Origin of the sequence: Kallipyga massiliensis ph2, assembly GCF_000311985.1 — a bacterium.
In the GTDB taxonomy this organism is placed as follows: Bacteria; Bacillota; Clostridia; order Tissierellales; family Peptoniphilaceae; genus Kallipyga; species Kallipyga massiliensis.
Window position 1 is genome coordinate 104,422 of sequence record NZ_HE978585.1, and the last position, 14,526, is coordinate 118,947.

At 57.3% G+C, this 14,526-nt stretch carries 14 protein-coding genes and 1 pseudogene; 2 read left to right on the forward strand and 13 right to left on the reverse strand.

Annotated elements, in window-relative coordinates; translation table 11 throughout:
* Positions 1 to 9 precede the first annotated feature (9 nt).
* The 7 genes and pseudogenes from HGKM_RS09205 to tsaE form a co-directional block, all read right to left on the reverse strand.
* The gene (locus HGKM_RS09205) at positions 10 to 531 is read right to left on the reverse strand and encodes a 3'-5' exonuclease (protein WP_425357646.1); all 522 of its coding nucleotides are present in this window, start codon (positions 529 to 531) and stop codon (positions 10 to 12) included.
* Positions 508 to 2,261: pseudogene (locus HGKM_RS09210) on the reverse strand (ATP-dependent helicase); the annotation flags it as partial. The pseudogene HGKM_RS09210 and the gene HGKM_RS09205, both read right to left, overlap by 24 nt.
* A 6-nt stretch (positions 2,262 to 2,267) precedes the next feature.
* Positions 2,268 to 2,996 carry a PHP domain-containing protein gene (locus HGKM_RS00450; RefSeq protein WP_019133336.1) on the reverse strand — a complete coding sequence of 243 codons (729 nt, stop codon included), beginning with the start codon at positions 2,994 to 2,996 and terminating at the stop codon, positions 2,268 to 2,270.
* A gap of 12 nt (positions 2,997 to 3,008) precedes the next feature.
* Entirely contained in the window at positions 3,009 to 4,013 is a 1,005-nt protein-coding gene (gene tsaD, locus HGKM_RS00455; RefSeq protein WP_019133337.1) for a tRNA (adenosine(37)-N6)-threonylcarbamoyltransferase complex transferase subunit TsaD, read from the reverse strand.
* Positions 4,010 to 4,504, reverse strand: coding sequence for a ribosomal protein S18-alanine N-acetyltransferase (rimI, locus tag HGKM_RS00460; protein WP_019133338.1), 495 nt, complete (start codon positions 4,502 to 4,504; stop codon positions 4,010 to 4,012). The genes tsaD and rimI overlap by 4 nt, the downstream gene beginning before the upstream one ends.
* Positions 4,488 to 5,249, reverse strand: coding sequence for a tRNA (adenosine(37)-N6)-threonylcarbamoyltransferase complex dimerization subunit type 1 TsaB (gene tsaB / locus HGKM_RS00465; RefSeq protein WP_019133339.1), 762 nt, complete (start codon positions 5,247 to 5,249; stop codon positions 4,488 to 4,490). The genes rimI and tsaB overlap by 17 nt, the downstream gene beginning before the upstream one ends.
* The gene (gene tsaE / locus HGKM_RS00470) at positions 5,246 to 5,653 is read right to left on the reverse strand and encodes a tRNA (adenosine(37)-N6)-threonylcarbamoyltransferase complex ATPase subunit type 1 TsaE (protein ID WP_019133340.1); all 408 of its coding nucleotides are present in this window, start codon (positions 5,651 to 5,653) and stop codon (positions 5,246 to 5,248) included. Before tsaE ends, tsaB begins: the two co-directional genes overlap by 4 nt.
* 149 nt (positions 5,654 to 5,802) lie before the next feature.
* Here tsaE and murJ point away from each other — a divergent pair, with 149 nt between their 5' ends.
* Positions 5,803 to 7,338 carry a murein biosynthesis integral membrane protein MurJ gene (murJ, locus tag HGKM_RS00475; RefSeq protein WP_019133341.1) on the forward strand — a complete coding sequence of 512 codons (1,536 nt, stop codon included), beginning with the start codon at positions 5,803 to 5,805 and terminating at the stop codon, positions 7,336 to 7,338.
* Positions 7,339 to 7,416: 78 nt separating this feature from the next.
* Here murJ and galE read toward each other — a convergent pair whose 3' ends face one another.
* The 5 genes from galE to HGKM_RS00500 all read right to left on the reverse strand — a co-directional run bounded on the left by galE (position 7,417) and on the right by HGKM_RS00500 (position 12,548).
* A complete protein-coding gene (gene galE / locus HGKM_RS00480) occupies positions 7,417 to 8,418 on the reverse strand; it encodes a UDP-glucose 4-epimerase GalE (protein WP_034579133.1) in 1,002 nt (333 codons plus the stop codon).
* 150 nt (positions 8,419 to 8,568) lie between these two features.
* Positions 8,569 to 9,624: a D-alanyl-D-alanine carboxypeptidase family protein gene (locus tag HGKM_RS00485; RefSeq protein ID WP_034578837.1), complete on the reverse strand. Its 1,056-nt coding sequence runs from the start codon at positions 9,622 to 9,624 to the stop codon at positions 8,569 to 8,571.
* Positions 9,625 to 9,798: 174 nt separating this feature from the next.
* Positions 9,799 to 10,632, reverse strand: coding sequence for a 4-(cytidine 5'-diphospho)-2-C-methyl-D-erythritol kinase (gene ispE, locus HGKM_RS00490; protein ID WP_034579135.1), 834 nt, complete (start codon positions 10,630 to 10,632; stop codon positions 9,799 to 9,801).
* Positions 10,633 to 10,696: 64 nt separating this feature from the next.
* Positions 10,697 to 10,918: a Veg family protein gene (locus HGKM_RS00495; RefSeq protein ID WP_019133345.1), complete on the reverse strand. Its 222-nt coding sequence runs from the start codon at positions 10,916 to 10,918 to the stop codon at positions 10,697 to 10,699.
* Positions 10,919 to 11,153: 235 nt separating this feature from the next.
* The gene (locus tag HGKM_RS00500; RefSeq protein ID WP_019133346.1) at positions 11,154 to 12,548 is read right to left on the reverse strand and encodes an aminopeptidase; all 1,395 of its coding nucleotides are present in this window, start codon (positions 12,546 to 12,548) and stop codon (positions 11,154 to 11,156) included.
* A 170-nt stretch (positions 12,549 to 12,718) separates the two neighbouring features.
* On the opposite strand from HGKM_RS00500, the gene HGKM_RS09180 reads away from it, so the two are divergent.
* Positions 12,719 to 12,982, forward strand: a complete 264-nt coding sequence (locus tag HGKM_RS09180) for a DUF1858 domain-containing protein (RefSeq protein ID WP_019133347.1) — start codon at positions 12,719 to 12,721, stop codon at positions 12,980 to 12,982.
* 833 nt (positions 12,983 to 13,815) lie between these two features.
* Here the strand turns inward: HGKM_RS09180 and HGKM_RS00510 are convergent.
* Complete coding sequence (locus tag HGKM_RS00510; RefSeq protein WP_019133348.1) at positions 13,816 to 14,526, reverse strand: B3/B4 domain-containing protein; 711 nt, start codon at positions 14,524 to 14,526, stop codon at positions 13,816 to 13,818.

A 14,526-nucleotide genomic window follows, 5' to 3' on the forward strand; every position in this document is an offset into this window, starting at 1 on the left:
AGCTCCGCCTTAGGATTCCTTGGTCAGGGGGGCCAGGGCGGCATTGAGCCGCTTGATTCCCTTTTTATCGAAGGTCACGGTCAGCTCGTCCCCGTCCTCCCTGGCCACGACGGAAACCACCGTCCCCAGGCCGAACTTCCGGTGGCGGACCTTATCCCCCACCCGGTAGGGGGTGTGGAGGGTCTCATCCAACCTCTTTTGCTTCTGGCGGACCAATTCCCGGATCCGCTCCCTCTGACGGTCGTAAGCCCCCCGGATCCGGGCATCCCCGAAGCTCTCGCTGCTGCTCACGGGTTTCCGCCTTCCCGGTGAGGAGGCAAAGCTTCCACCATAGGAAGCAGGCTCATCAAGATCCTCCCCGACCTTCTCCAGGTGGCCCTCCAGCTCATCGATGAAACGGGAAGGCCGCTTGGGCATGGGGGATCCGAAGACCCGACGGACTTGGGCCCCGGACAGGTAGAGCTTCTTCTCCGCCCGGGTGATGGCTACATACATGAGCCGGCGTTCCTCCTCCAAATGCCCCTCCTCCATGGCCCGCTCAGAGGGGGCCAGGCCGTCCTCTAAACCCGCCACATAGACGATGGGAAATTCCAGGCCCTTGGCTGAATGCATGGTCATGAGGGTGACCCCCGACTTCCCTTCCTCGGTCTTGTCCAGGTCGGACATGAGGGCCAGGTTTTGGAGGTAGTCCACGATGGTCCCTTCCGCCTCCTCATCCTGGTACTGGACGATGGCATCGTAGAAGGCGGCGATGTTGTCCATCCGGGACCGGTCCTCCACCGCTTGTGACTTCTCCAGCATGGCCTCATAGCCCGACTCCCGGTAGACGGCTTGGAAGAAATCCGTCATGGGCCCATGGACCTGGCCGGCCAGAGAGCAGAAGAGGTCCAGGAAGGGACGGAACTTCTTTTGGATGGCCGGAGTCAGGCCGGCAAAAAGGTCTCCGTCTAAAAGGGTGTCCATGAGGGAGAGACCGTTCTCCGCAGCCAGTTTTTGGAGGCTATCCAGGCTCTTCTCCCCCAGGCCCCGCTTGGGCTGGTTGATGATCCGGCGGAAGGCCACATCGTCCGTCGGGTTGATGATGAGGGTCATGTAGGCGACCAGGTCCTTGATTTCCGCCCAGTCGTAGAACTTGAGTCCACCCACCACCCGGTAGGGGATTCCCTCCCGGATCAGGGCCTCTTCCAGGGGCCGGGACTGGGCGTTGGTCCGGTAGAGGATGGCCTGGCCCTTGTAGGGGGTCACATTGGACTCCCCCCGGATTTTTTCCACCAGGCCCACCGCCTCCTCGGCCTCCGACTGGAAGAGCCGGTATTGGATGGGGGCCCCCTCCCCGTTTTCCGTCCAAAGATTCTTCTCTTTTCTTTCCTCATTGTGGCGGATCAGGGCATTGGCGGCCTCCAGGATCCGCTTGGTCGACCGGTAGTTCTGTTCCAAAAGAAGGGTCTTGGGGGACCGGAAGTCCCGGTCGAAGTGAAGGATGTTGGAAATGTCCGCCCCCCGCCAGCCATAAATGGACTGGTCGGCATCCCCCACCAGGAAGACCCGGCTATCCGGACCGACAAAGGACCGGATGAGGTCGTATTGGGCGTGGTTGGTATCCTGGTATTCATCCACGAAGACATAGCGGAATTGGTCCCGGTAGCGGTCCCGGACTTCCGGATACTTGGTCATGAGGGTCAGCATGAATAAAATCAGGTCGTCGAAGTCCAGGGCATTGTTTTTTTCTTGGCCCCCTCATAGGCCCGGTAGACCCGGGCCACCAGGAGGTCCACCGGGTTCTCCGCCCGGTCCAGGGCCTCCTCCACAGGAATCCCCCGGTTTTTCAAGAGAGAGATGGCGGAGAGGATGGCCCGGGGGCTCATCCCCTGGTCCTCCATGTGGCCTTGCTTGAGAATCTGCTTGACCAGGGAGGCCTGGTCCCCGGCGTCGTAGATGGTGAAGTTGGAGGCATAGCCCAGGTGGACGATCTCCCGGCGAAGAAGGCGGGAACAGATGGAGTGGAAGGTCCCAATCCAAAGGGAATCCACCGGCCGGCCCAGGGCCCGGGCCACCCGGTCCTTCATCTCTCCTGCCGCCTTGTTGGTAAAGGTAAAGGCCAGGACCTGCCAGGGGGCCACCCCCTTTTCCTGGATCAAATAGGCAATCCGCTGGGTCAGGACCCGGGTCTTCCCCGACCCCGCCCCGGCCAAGACCAGGAGGGAAGGGGCTTCAGAAAGAACCGCTTGTTTTTGTTGGTCGTTTAGTCCTTGTAGGTCCATAGCAAGTTACAGGCTCCGTCCTAAGAGTTCTTCCAACTTCTTCCATGAGGTGTTGATAATGAGATCATCCGGGAAATCCAGGTCTTCCAGGATGGGCCGGATGGCGGAGAAGTCCCCCACAGCCGGGGCGACGTGGGCATCGGTGTTGAGGATGACCGGGACCTCCTTGTCCAGGCAGGTCTCCAGGATGAACCGGATGTTTTCCTGGGAATTGACCCGGTAGCTTCCGGGGCCCAGGGAGGAGTTGTTGATCTCCAGGGCCCGGCCCATGTCCTTGACCGCATCAACCAAAGCCACATAATCCGAGGGGTACTGGCCATCATCCACATGACCCAGAATCTTCACCTCAGGGTGCTTTTCCAGACAGTGGATGTAGGCATCGGTAAAATCCGTCCGGCTGCCGGAATCCATATCGAAAATATGGCCATGAAGGCTGGCGATGGAATAGTCCACCCGGTCCAAGAGGTCGGGTTCGATGAGGTCCCCCTGGTGGTTCTTGATATTGAGCTCCACCCCCTTCAGGAGACGGACGCCTTCCAGGTAGTCGGGGAGGGCGTCAATATTGAGCCAGTAGTCCCGGTTGGTGGTGTTGGGCATTCCGTAGGCATGGTCGCTGATCCCCATGATCTCCAGGCCCGCTTCCTTGGCGACCCGGGCGTTTTCCGTGATGGTGGAGTAGGCGTGGACGGAAGCCAGGGAGTGGGTGTGGAGGTCCATGATGAAGTTTCGATTCATATTGTCTCCTTACTAGAGGCCCAGGTTAGGGTCGGCGGTGAAGGCCGGGTCCGAAGGGCCTCGGTTGATATAGTGGTAGTAACCGGCCGATCCGATCATGGCCGCATTGTCTGTACAAAGGTCCAAGGGGGGCACATAGAAATCCACCCCCATGCTTTGGCAGGCCCTCTCCAGGCTCTCCCGGAGGGGACCGTTGGCCGCCACACCGCCGGATAGGCAAAGGGTCTTCAGACCGGTGTCCTCCAAAAGATGGATGGACTTTTGGGTCAAAACGTCGATGACCGCATCCTGGAAGCCCCTGGCCACGTCGGCCTTGTTGATGGGGAGGCCCTTCTGGTCCTGGTGGTGGCAGTAGTTGATCACTGCCGTCTTGAGGCCGGAGAAGGAGAAGTCATAACCGTCCTCCTTCTTCATCATGGCCCGGGGGAAGTCGACTGCACCCGGCCGGCCCTCCATGGCCAGCTTCTGGACCTTAGGCCCGCCGGGATAGCCCATGCCCAGGACCCGGGAGACCTTGTCAAAACTCTCCCCGGCGGCGTCATCCCGGGTGGATCCCAGGACCTCATAATTCGTATACCCATCCACCCGACAGAGGTAGGTGTGGCCTCCGGAGACCACCAGGGCAATGAAGGGAGGCTCCAGGTCGGGGTGGGCCAAATAGTTGGCACAGATGTGGCCTTCCATGTGGTTGACGCCCACAATGGGGACATCCAAAACAAAGGACATGGCCTTGGCGGCGGAAATGCCCACGAGGAGGGCCCCGATCAGGCCGGGCCCCCGGGTGACGGAGACCAGGTCGATGTTTTTAGGGGTCAGGCCCGTTTCTTCAAAAGCCATGGCCAGGATCCGGTTGACCGCCTCCAGGTGCTTCCGGGAGGCGATTTCCGGAACCACTCCTCCGTAGAGGGCATGGGTGGCGATTTGTGTAGAGATCAAGTTACAGAGAACCTTACGGCCATCCTCCAGGATGGCCACCGAAGTCTCATCGCAAGACGATTCGATAGCCAGTGAAATCATGCCTCCTCCTTCCTCTTTTTTCGCATCACATAAGCATCCATGCCGGTCTGGGCATAGTAGTTCCGGCGGACGCCCACCTTCTCAAAGCCGAATTTCTCATAAAGAGCCAGGGCCGGGCCGTTGTTGACCGCCACTTCCAGGAAGCAGTCCTCCGACCCCCTTCCGAAAGAAGAGGCCAAAAAGTCCTCCACCAGACGGCTACCGATCCCCTGGCCGCGGAAGTCCGGGTCCACCCCGATCTTGTTGAGGGAGGATTCCCCGGCCACATGCCAGGCGGTGTAATAGCCCACCACCTTTCCCTGATAAACAGACACCAGGCAGGTGGTCCGGCCGTTTTCCACCAGTTCCTCTTCAAAAAAGGCCCGGTTCCAGGGGTAGGGAAAGGACTGTCTTTCAATGGCCAGGACCCGGTCCAGGTCCTCCCGGACCATGGGCCGGATCCGGGTTTGGACCAGGATGGGACCCGGTATGGCCCTATCCCCGGTTATCATGCCGACTCCGGTCCAATTCCGCCTGGGACTTGCGGAGGTAGTTGGGGGCCAGGTCCAGGATGGAATCCGACTGACCCAAATCCAGGCGGGCAGCCGCCAGCCGGGCTAAGGCCCGGATGGGGGACAGGCGACCCTCCCCCTGATAAACAACTGTGGGGAAGTTGGCTTGGTCCACCAAATAGGGGTGGGCGGCCATCCCCTTGCCGGTGAAGACCACGCCGGAATAGGCCCCCTCCTCCACCAGCCTAGTCAGTTTATCCAGGAAGTCCTCCTGGTAGTAGAGGGCTTCCGGGAGGAGGGCTTCCGAAACGAAGCCCTCTTCCATTGGGGTGGAATAAGCGGCGGCAAAAATCCGGTTGGCCCGGGCATCGATGACGGGAACCCGGAGGAAGTCCTCGGCCCCCTCAGCCTCCATGGCCAAGGCGGCCAGGGAGGAGATCCCCACCACGGGCTTGCCGGAAAACTGGGCCATGGTCTTGGCCATGGTCACTCCGATCCGGAGGCCGGTAAAGGAGCCCGGTCCCTTGGCGCAAGCAAAGGCGTCGATGTCTTTGGGGGCCAGTCCTGCCTCCTTAACCATATCATCGAGAATCGGGATGAGGGCCTCGGCCTGGCGTTGGTCTTCTTCCAGGATGGTCACCGCCTCAAAGGTTCCCTCCCGGGATCCCCGGGGAGAGTCCGGATTCCAGGTGTAGATGGCGGCCCCGGTCGATGAGGTCGTCGTATCAATGGCAAGCAGTCTCATCGGATGTCCACCTCCCTTTCTTCTCCCTCCCCCTTGATAATGGAAACCCAGATGGTATGGGGGGGAAGATAGTCCCCGGCCCGGTCGGGCCATTCCACAAAAGTCAGCCCATGGTCCGAATAAAAGGCCTCCTCATAGTTGAGGTCCTCGATTTCCTCAGCTTCCTCCAACCGGTAAAGGTCCATATGGTAAAGGGGGCCCCGGTCGGTCTCGTAGGCATGGATGAGGTCAAAGGTGGGGGAGGTGATCCGACCCTCCACTCCCAGGGCCCGGGCAATCCACCGGACCATCTGGGTCTTCCCGGCCCCCAGGTCCCCGTCAAGGGCCACCACGGCGCCCGGCTCCAGGCCCTCCAGGAAGGCCAGGGTCCACGCCTTCATTTGTTCTTTATTTTCAATATGCATAGTGACTCGCTTCCTCATTTAAAAAATCCAAGGTGGCCCTCCTTTCATGAAAAAAGGAAAACCCACTTTCTATTATAACCGACCGGGCAAGACTTGTTCCGAAAGCCTTCAACTTGTGATACACTCAATGAATCAGAAAAGGAGGATTTATGGGTTCCATAGCATTTCAATTGATGGTCATCACCATCATCTCCAAATTCACCGGCCTCTTCCGGGAGGTCTTTTTTGGCGCGGTCTTCGGGACCTCCATCATCAAGGATATTTACGTCATCACCAACTCCTTGACCGCCATCCTCTTTTCCTACCTCTTTGTCTCTACCCAAACCACCTTCATCCCCATGTATAACAACGTCCTGTCCAAGAAGGACCGGAAGGCCGCCGACCACTTCACCGCCAACCTGACCAATACCCTGGTCCTCCTGGCCGGCCTGGTCATCCTCCTGACCTGGATTTTTGCTGACCCCCTGGCCCGGATCATTGCCCCCGGCTTCTCCCCGGAAAACATCGCCAAGACGGCCGACTTCCTCCGGATTGTCGTGGTCGGCATCCTCTTCTCTGCCATCAATGCCGCCCCCATCTCCTACCTGAACATCTATGACAACTTTGCCACCCCGGCCACCACCGGGATCCTCATGAACATCATCCTGGTGGCCTTTGCCTTCGTCGCGGCCAAGCAGGAGTCCATGGTTCTCCTGGCCGTGGGTGCTGTGGCTGCCAAGGGCCTCCAATATATTTTCTTCCCCCGGGCCATGCGGAAGACCGGCTACCGCCACGCCTGGGTCCTTAACCCCAAGGACCCCTTCATTCGTGAAGCCCTTCTGATCGCCCTCCCGGCCATCTTCTCCATCCTGGTCAACGACCTCTCGGTCATCATCGACAAGTCCATTGCCTCAGCCATCGTCTCCGAAGGCGGGGTCTCCGCCATGGACTACGCCGCCAAGCTCATTGACTTCGTCCAGGGGATCGTGGTGGTCTCCATCGTCACCGCCTCCTACCCCCGGATGTCCCGTCTGGGCCAGAACCGGTCCATGCGTCCCCGTTTCAAGCGACTGACCCAGCGGGCCGTCTCCTCCGGCGCCCTCCTGGTCATCCCCTCGGTGGTCGGCCTCATGCTCTTCGCCACTCCCATCACCCGGATCTTCTTTGAGCGGGGGGCCTTCACCCCGGAGTCCACGGCCATGGTTTCCACCATCCTTTTCTGGTATGCTCCCTCCCTCCTCTTCATCCTTTTCTCCCAGGTCTACACCCGGGCCTTCTACTCCCTTAAAGACACCCGGACCCCCCTGATTGCCGGGGCCATCCAAGTGGGCGTGGACATCGTCCTCAACTTCGTCCTCTCCTACTTCTTCGGCCTGAGCGGTCTGGCCGCCTCCACCACCATCGGGGCCATCGCGGGTTCCCTCCTCCTCATGACCCTCCTCCGAAAGAAGATCGGTCCCCTGGGCCTGAGCCGGATGGGGAAGTCCCTGGCCAAGATCCTCCTGGCAACCCTGGTCATGGGCCTGGCCTCCTGGTCGGTCTACTACTTCCTCCCCCTGGCCTCGGATAACCTCCGCTTCTTCCTGGCCCTCCTGGTCGCCATCCTGACTTACCTGGTCGTCGTTATCGCCCTCCGGATCCCGGAAGCCCAACACCTGGCCCTCCGGGCCATCGAGCGCCTGGAAGCCCGCTTCCCTGAAAAATGAGTCTCGACAAAAAAAGAGGCCGACCGGGAAAACCCGGCCGGCCTCTCCAGCCCCCTCCCTCGGAGGGGGCTTCTTTTTTTAGTCCCGGGACTGCTTCTGGAATTCCCAGGAGGACTTGCAAGCTTCTTCGATGGAGTGGACCGGCTTCCAGTCCAGTTCCCTTTGGGCCTTGGAGGAGTCGGCATAGGTCGTGGCCACATCGCCCGCCCGGCGGCCCTCGATCTCATAGGAGATCTTGAGGCCGTTGGCCTTCTCGAAGGCATGGACCAGCTCCAGAACGGAGGTTCCCTTGCCGGTTCCCAGATTGTAGGTCAGGACGCCCTTCTTTCCCACCGTGTTTTCCAGGGCGGCAACATGGCCCCGGGCCAGGTCCACCACATGGATGTAGTCCCGGACCCCGGTTCCGTCCACCGTATCGTAGTCGTCCCCGAAGACGTGGAGGTAGTCCAGACGGCCGTCCGCCACCTGGCAGATGTAGGGCATGAGGTTGTTGGGGATCCCCACCGGGGATTCCCCGATCAGGCCGGATTCGTGGGCCCCGATGGGGTTGAAATAGCGGAGGAGGATCCCGGTGAAGTCCGGGTCGGCCACGCAGAGGTCCCGGATCATCTGCTCGATCATCCGCTTGGTCTGTCCATAGGGGTTGGTGGCCTCTTCCGGCATCCCTTCGACCATGGGGCTCTCATTCTTGGGCGAATAGACGGTAGCCGACGAAGAGAAGATCATGGTCTTGACCCCATATTTTTCCATCATCTTAAGGACCACCAAACTGGCGTTGAGGTTGACCTCATAGTAGGCCAGGGGCTTCTTGACCGATTCCCCAACGGCCTTCAGGCCGGCAAAGTGCATGACGCAGTCGAAGTCATGGTCCCGGAAAATCCGGTCCATGGCCTCCTCGTCCTGACAGTCCACCTTATAAAATTCAATGGTCCTTTGGCCCAGCTTTTCGATCTTTCCTTTGACTTCTTCCTTGGCGTTATAGAGGTTGTCGACGACCACCAGGTCGTGGTCATTGTGGAGGAGTTCCACGCAAGTGTGGGAGCCGATATAGCCCAGGCCTCCTGTTACCAATACCTTCATCATTGCCCTTTCTAGCTTTGTAAGCATTGACCGCCTCACGAGTCGGTAAGGCCGCCCGAAGAAAAAATGTGTTTACCTTGTCCTAACAAATCGATAGGTGTCGGTTGCCCGACACCTATGATGACGTTAATGATTTACTTTCCCGGCATCCTATTGGACACCATAGAAAACCTCGAGGGTGAGGCCTTCGTTGGAAATAATGGAGGCATCTTCAATGCCGACGTAGACGAAGATGGTCGGGTCGGCACGGTAGCCGGTGATGGTCTCCGAGCCTTGGGGATAGCGGAGGACGAAGCCATATTCATGAGCATGGTCCTTGAGCCACTTGAAGGCTGCAGTTTTTTCAAAGGCATTGTCCATTCGGGGGTCTGTCCCCTCGACATAGAACTTGACGCCCAGGCCCGTCTGGAAGACGGCATGTCCGGGTTGGGGCGCATGATCCGGGTTGCCTTCCAGGACCAATTCCTTGGCCTCATCAGCAGCCGACCGATAGGTCGTGGCCACTTCCACCTTAACCCCGTCCCTCTCCATAGCTTCGGTCATGACCCGGAGGGCCGCCGCCGCATCCTCATGGAAGACGGTTTCGTAATCGGTGGATATGCCGTAGGAGGCATTGACAATCAGATGGCCATCGACGACCACAAACTGGGAGGCATCGGAGATGACATCCAAATACTCATCCCGGATGTAGCCTTCCCGTCCCACAGAGGTCACCTTGGTCCAGCCGTCCTGGTGGCCATAGGTCTCTACCACGGTGTTCTTGGGCAGGGCAGCGACTTCTGTGGATTTGATGGAATCCCGGTTATACAAAATCACGTCCTGGTTGGTGACCAGGAAGGTGTCAAGTTGGCTCTGGTAGCTATCCGCCTGTTTCTTCTCCGTCCGGGGAAGGAGGCGCTTGGACTGGGCTTCCTTGGAGGTCATGTACTTGATCTCCCGGTCCTTGCCGGTCCCCTTCTCTTCCTTAGCCGCCGGGTCGTCCGCACCCTGAACAATGGTGATTTGGGACTCCGGAAGGGAGGACTGGGCCGAAGAATTGTTGGACAGGTGGGAAATAATAAACCGTCCGGAAAAGAAGATAAGACCAGCAGCTAACGCAAGAGCCAAAATGTTCCGGCGTTGGTTGCGCTTACGGCGGAGTCTCCTCCGCTCAACTCTCTTTGCCCGACGGTCGAATGAATTGTTGGGAATTGTTTTTTTGGCCATACTGGGGTCCTTAATATCGTAAATCCGAAAATTCGGATGAAAAAATCATTATCAGAGGAGAAAATCACTCCTATCTATAGATTGATTATACATGAGGAAGCTTGTGCTTTCAAGGTCAGGAATCGGCTTTATCCCCCATATGTTGCCTTTTTTCCACCATTTTATCCACAAAATTTACAGGGTGGTGGCCGAAAAAACAAAGGGGTAGGCCGACTCCATGATCCGCCGGGCTTTTTCCAGGCTCCCCGGGTCATCAAAAATTCCAAAAACCGTAGGGCCGGACCCCGACACCATGGCCGCCTGGGCTCCCAAATCCTTGAGCTCTTTTTTGATTTGCCGGAGCTTGGGCTGGAGGGACAAAGTAACCGTTTCCAGCTGGTTTTGCATGAGGTCCGTCAGCTGGGCCGTATTGCTATCGATAGCATGAGCCAGCTCCGCCACCCGAATCTTCCCATAATTTCCCACCTGACCATAGACAAAGGCCGTGGACAGGCCCTCTCCGGGATTGACCAGGAGGACCCGGTGGCCATACCAATTCCTCAAGGGGGTCAGGATTTCTCCCCTCCCCTGACCCCGCTGGGTCCCGCCCCGGATAAAGAAGGGGACATCCGAACCCAGGCCGGCCCCGATCTCTTCCAGCTCCTCATCGCTGAGGTCCAGGTCCCAGAGCTTATTCAGCCCCTTGAGGGTGGCCGCAGCATCCGAAGACCCGCCCCCCAGGCCGGCCTGGATGGGGATCCGCTTTTCCAGCTCAATGACCACGGCGTTCTCCTCCACCCGGTCCTTCATGGCCTCCCAGGCCTTGAAAATCAGGTTGTTCCGGTCCAGGGCCAGGTCAGGGTCATCACAGGTAAGAACGAAGCCCCCCCGTCCCTCTTCAATGGTCAGATTGTCCCCCAGGTCAATCTCCTGGAGGATCATATCCACCTCATGGAACCCGTCCTCCCGGTCATCCAGAACATCCAGCGCCAAATTAATCTTTGCATTCGCCCGCATTTCCACTTCCATGGCCAACTCCCATCCTTTTTCCCAAAAAAATAGGGAAGGTGGTCACCTTCCCTGGACTTCTGATCTAATAGATCGTCATTTTCACGGTTCCGGTCAAGACATCGGTGTAGGTATAGGACACCGTCGATTCCACATCGAAATTATTCGTTACCCGAACCGTAAACACATCTTCAAAAGCCCCTTCCAGGACTCCCTCTTTGGTCACAATCCGCTTGCGACCCTTATCCGCCTTGACGACAACATTTCTCCCCAAGGCCTCTTCCACTTCTTTTTTGATGGAATTCATCGTTTTATTCTCGATCAAGGCACACCAACTTTCCGCACTTCGCTAAGCGATATGGCTTCGTATGAAAAAAAGACTAGACTTATCCCAATATAAAGGAACATGATAAAATATTATAGCACATCGAAAGACCCCGTCGCAAGCCTATTCCTGACCAAAAAGAGCCTGCCCGGGAAAATCAAATTTCCCCGGGCAGGCTCTTCCTATCGTTTCAAATTGTTCCTACGAGTCGGTCCAACTAGGCGTTGAAGAAGGCCCGGTAGGCCCGGTAAGTCTCATAGGCATCGGCTTTGGAGGCGAGTTCGATGGGGGCATGCATGGAGAGCATACCGGTTCCGCAGTCGACTACATCCATGTTGTATTTAGCCAGGATGTAGGCGATGGTCCCGCCGCCGCCGGCATCCACCTTGCCAAGTTCCCCGGTCTGCCAGATGACGCCATCTTCGTCAAAGATCTTGCGGATCTCCGCCAGGTATTCGGCATTGGCATCGTTGGACCCGCCTTTTCCGCCGGATCCGGTGTACTTGGAGATGGTAATCCCGCAGCCCAAAAGGGAGGAATTGGAGTAGTCGAAGACCTCGGGGAATTGGGGATCATAGGCAGCGGTGACGTCGGCAGAAAGAACCCGGGACCGGCCCATGGCCCGCTTGAGATCCAGCTCCGAGTAACTGTCCTTCATGGTGGAGAGGATGTCAGCAACCGCATATTCAAAGAAGTTGGAGGTCATGCCGGTGGATCCGACCGACCCGATTTCTTCCTTATCCACGAAGAGGGCGACCTTGGTCCGGTCAGGCACTCCTTCTTTCCGGTCCAGGAGGCCCCGGAGGTTGGCATAGGAGCAGATCCGGTCATCGTGGCCATGGCCGGCGATAAGGGACCGGTCGAATCCCACTTCCCGGGCCGGACCGGCAGGAACGACCTCGATTTCCGCGCACTGGAAGTCGTCTTCTTCAATCCCATATTCCTTTTTCAAATAGGCCAGGATGTTGACCTTGATGGGCTCATCCACCTTGTCGTCCTGGCCGGAGGAGTCCGACCCGATAACCACCTGGAGCTGCTCACCTTCGATGACGGTGTCAGCCTTCTTCTCCAGCTGCTTCCGGGAGAGGTGGATGAGGAGGTCGTTGATGTAAAAGACCGGGTCATCTACTTTCTCACCGATGTGGAGGTCTACCTTTTTCCCATCCTTGGTGAAAACCACACCATGGAGGGCCAGGGGGAGGTTGGTCCAGTGGTACTTCTTGACCCCGCCGTAGTAGTGGGTTTTCAGGTAGGCCATGTTGGCCTGCCCATCTTCCGCCAGGGGAATGGGCTTGAGGTCCAGGCGGGGCACATCGATGTGGGAGCCCACGATGTCCATGCCCAGGGTCAGGTCCTGACCCACGACAAAGAGGACCACCATCTTGTTTTTGTTGACCCGGTAGATCTTATCCCCCGGCTCAATCCCTTCCTCCATGGCCTCAGTGAGCTCACGGAAACCGGCTTCCTCCGCCTCTCTGACGATGATGTCCACAGCCATCCGCTCGGTCTTAGCCGTGGAAAGAAATTCCATATAGTCCCGGGAATAGTCTTCCAGTAACTCCCTCTCCCGGTCGGAGATCACTTCGAATACTTTTTGCTTCTTCAATGTCATATTGCCTCCTTCTGACCATTCAATTTACTCTCATAGTATACACCTGTATGAGATTTTACAATAAGCCCTCCCTTCTTTTATTGATCTCAATCAAAGATACTTTTGCCCATTTTGGGTATCATAAACCTACATTGGTGATAAAATCCAGGGATAGAAAGCAAGGAGGAAATATGTTGAACAAAGAAAGCCTGCAAGACCAGGATCTCCATACAGAACAAGGAAGCAACGAAAATAAGAAAAAGGAATTCGTCATCACAAAGGATATGCTGATTTCCGAAGTGATTCAACGCAAACCCCGGACCATCGAGCTCCTCATGATGGTCGGCTTGGGTTGCATCGGCTGCCCGGCCTCCATGATGGAGTCCATCGAACAAGGCGCCATGACCCACGGGATCGACCCCGACGTCCTGGTTCAAAAGCTTAATGAATACTAATGGCCGGAGCCTCGCATGAGGTGACGGCTACAAAAAAAGGCGGTGTCAAGCGGAAAGTTTGCTGGACACCGTCTCTTTTTGGCTTGTTTTTGGGCTCCACCCAAACCCGCCCTCGCCGGGAGCAGGGGAAGTTGTGTCCAACTTCCCCATGCCCAAGGGTCTTCCGTGTCGCTTTGTCAATGGCTGCCCGGGCTTCGCCCGGCGTATCTCCATTGACAAAACTCCCGCTCCCTTGGTTTGAAATCCTGCATTTTGGTTTGAAATCCTGCATTTGCTGAGATTGCAAAGCTGGCGGTCCCACTAATTTGCCGAATCTCAAAAAACAGGATCCAAAACCCTGATAAATTTCTGAATTCTAAGATTGTCAGGGTTGAGCACCCTGACAATTCGCCCAATTGTAAGGAAATCAGGGTCGAAAAATCCCTGTCAAATGGGCTAATCTCAAGTATGTCAGGGGGAGAAGCCCCGTCAATTGGAAAAATCTCAAGAATGTCAGGGCAAAAAAAGCCCCTGACAATTTGGCGAATTGAAAAAATATCAGGGTCTGAAACCCTGATAAATTCTTAATCCCAAGATTGTCAGGGCCGAGGGCCCCTTGGAGCCGAGCAAATGGATGAGTTCAGAGCCGGAGGCAGGAGCCACCACCGCAGGCGGCTTGCCCTTGAGGGCATAAGGACAAAATTCGCTAGAATAAAATAGCCGACGGAGAGGGAAGGGAAGTTCTTGAGTTCGTCGCCGTCGGCAAGGACAGAAAGGCGAATTTTGCCCTGCCATCAAGGGTGGCGACCCTGGCTTGAGGTAAGTATGAGCCACAGCCAGGGCTGACCCCTTCCCTAGTCCTCCAGGACCAAGCTGGGGTTCTCCTTATCCAAAATGACCTTCTCCACCTTTCCGGACAGGTAGGCCCCTACCTGGTCTTCCACAAATTGGAGGGCTTCTTCCAAGGCGTCTTCCCGGGAGGGGTCCACCAACTCGCTGATCAGGAAGGCATTCTTTGTGCCTTCGGTAATCATGGTCCGCTGACCGTCCCTCCAATTGAAGCAGCGGCAGACGGCCCCGGCATCATCCTTATAGCAGAGTTCGCCCGGCAGGGTGGGCTGGTTTTCCCCATCTCCGATGGGATAGAAGGCATCATCGCCCTCCGTGATGGTCAGGCGGAGGTCGCCTTCAAAGGTATCCATATCCTCTGCCCCAAAGGGGAGGGCAAAGCGGAGGCTGGCCGCATTGTAAATATCGACCAGGGGGTTGATGGAGGGGACGGGGTTGTCCTTGGAGGCCCGCTTGAGGAGGGCTTCGATGGAGGACCGGGCCCCCTTCTTGGTCTTGAACTTTTTGAAGGCCTCTCGGTAGACAGCGATGACCGGGTTCTCGCTGAAGACGCCGGCCGTCAAATAGGACTTGGCCTTCTCATTGGACTCGGCCAGGAGGGACTGAAGAGCCTCCGGTGACTCCTCCCCGCCTTCCATGTCTTTGATGAGGAGGACACCGATCTTAGCCTCCGGAAAGAGGGCCCAGAATGAGGGATCAACAATAAATTTTTTCAT

Coding starts and splice junctions, on each gene's coding strand:
- murJ (WP_019133341.1), top strand. CDS start 5,803: ATGGGTTCCATAGCATTTCAATTGATGGTCATCACCATCATCTCCAAA.
- tsaD (WP_019133337.1), bottom strand. CDS start 4,013: ATGATTTCACTGGCTATCGAATCGTCTTGCGATGAGACTTCGGTGGCC.
- ispE (WP_034579135.1), bottom strand. CDS start 10,632: ATGGAAGTGGAAATGCGGGCGAATGCAAAGATTAATTTGGCGCTGGAT.
- HGKM_RS09180 (WP_019133347.1), top strand. CDS start 12,719: ATGTTGAACAAAGAAAGCCTGCAAGACCAGGATCTCCATACAGAACAA.
- tsaE (WP_019133340.1), bottom strand. CDS start 5,653: ATGCATATTGAAAATAAAGAACAAATGAAGGCGTGGACCCTGGCCTTC.
- HGKM_RS00495 (WP_019133345.1), bottom strand. CDS start 10,918: ATGAATTCCATCAAAAAAGAAGTGGAAGAGGCCTTGGGGAGAAATGTT.
- HGKM_RS09205 (WP_425357646.1), bottom strand. CDS start 531: ATGGAGGAGGGGCATTTGGAGGAGGAACGCCGGCTCATGTATGTAGCC.
- HGKM_RS00485 (WP_034578837.1), bottom strand. CDS start 9,624: ATGGCCAAAAAAACAATTCCCAACAATTCATTCGACCGTCGGGCAAAG.
- rimI (WP_019133338.1), bottom strand. CDS start 4,504: ATGATAACCGGGGATAGGGCCATACCGGGTCCCATCCTGGTCCAAACC.
- HGKM_RS00500 (WP_019133346.1), bottom strand. CDS start 12,548: ATGACATTGAAGAAGCAAAAAGTATTCGAAGTGATCTCCGACCGGGAG.
- galE (WP_034579133.1), bottom strand. CDS start 8,418: ATGAAGGTATTGGTAACAGGAGGCCTGGGCTATATCGGCTCCCACACT.
- HGKM_RS00450 (WP_019133336.1), bottom strand. CDS start 2,996: ATGAATCGAAACTTCATCATGGACCTCCACACCCACTCCCTGGCTTCC.
- HGKM_RS00510 (WP_019133348.1), bottom strand. CDS start 14,526: ATGAAAAAATTTATTGTTGATCCCTCATTCTGGGCCCTCTTTCCGGAG.
- tsaB (WP_019133339.1), bottom strand. CDS start 5,249: ATGAGACTGCTTGCCATTGATACGACGACCTCATCGACCGGGGCCGCC.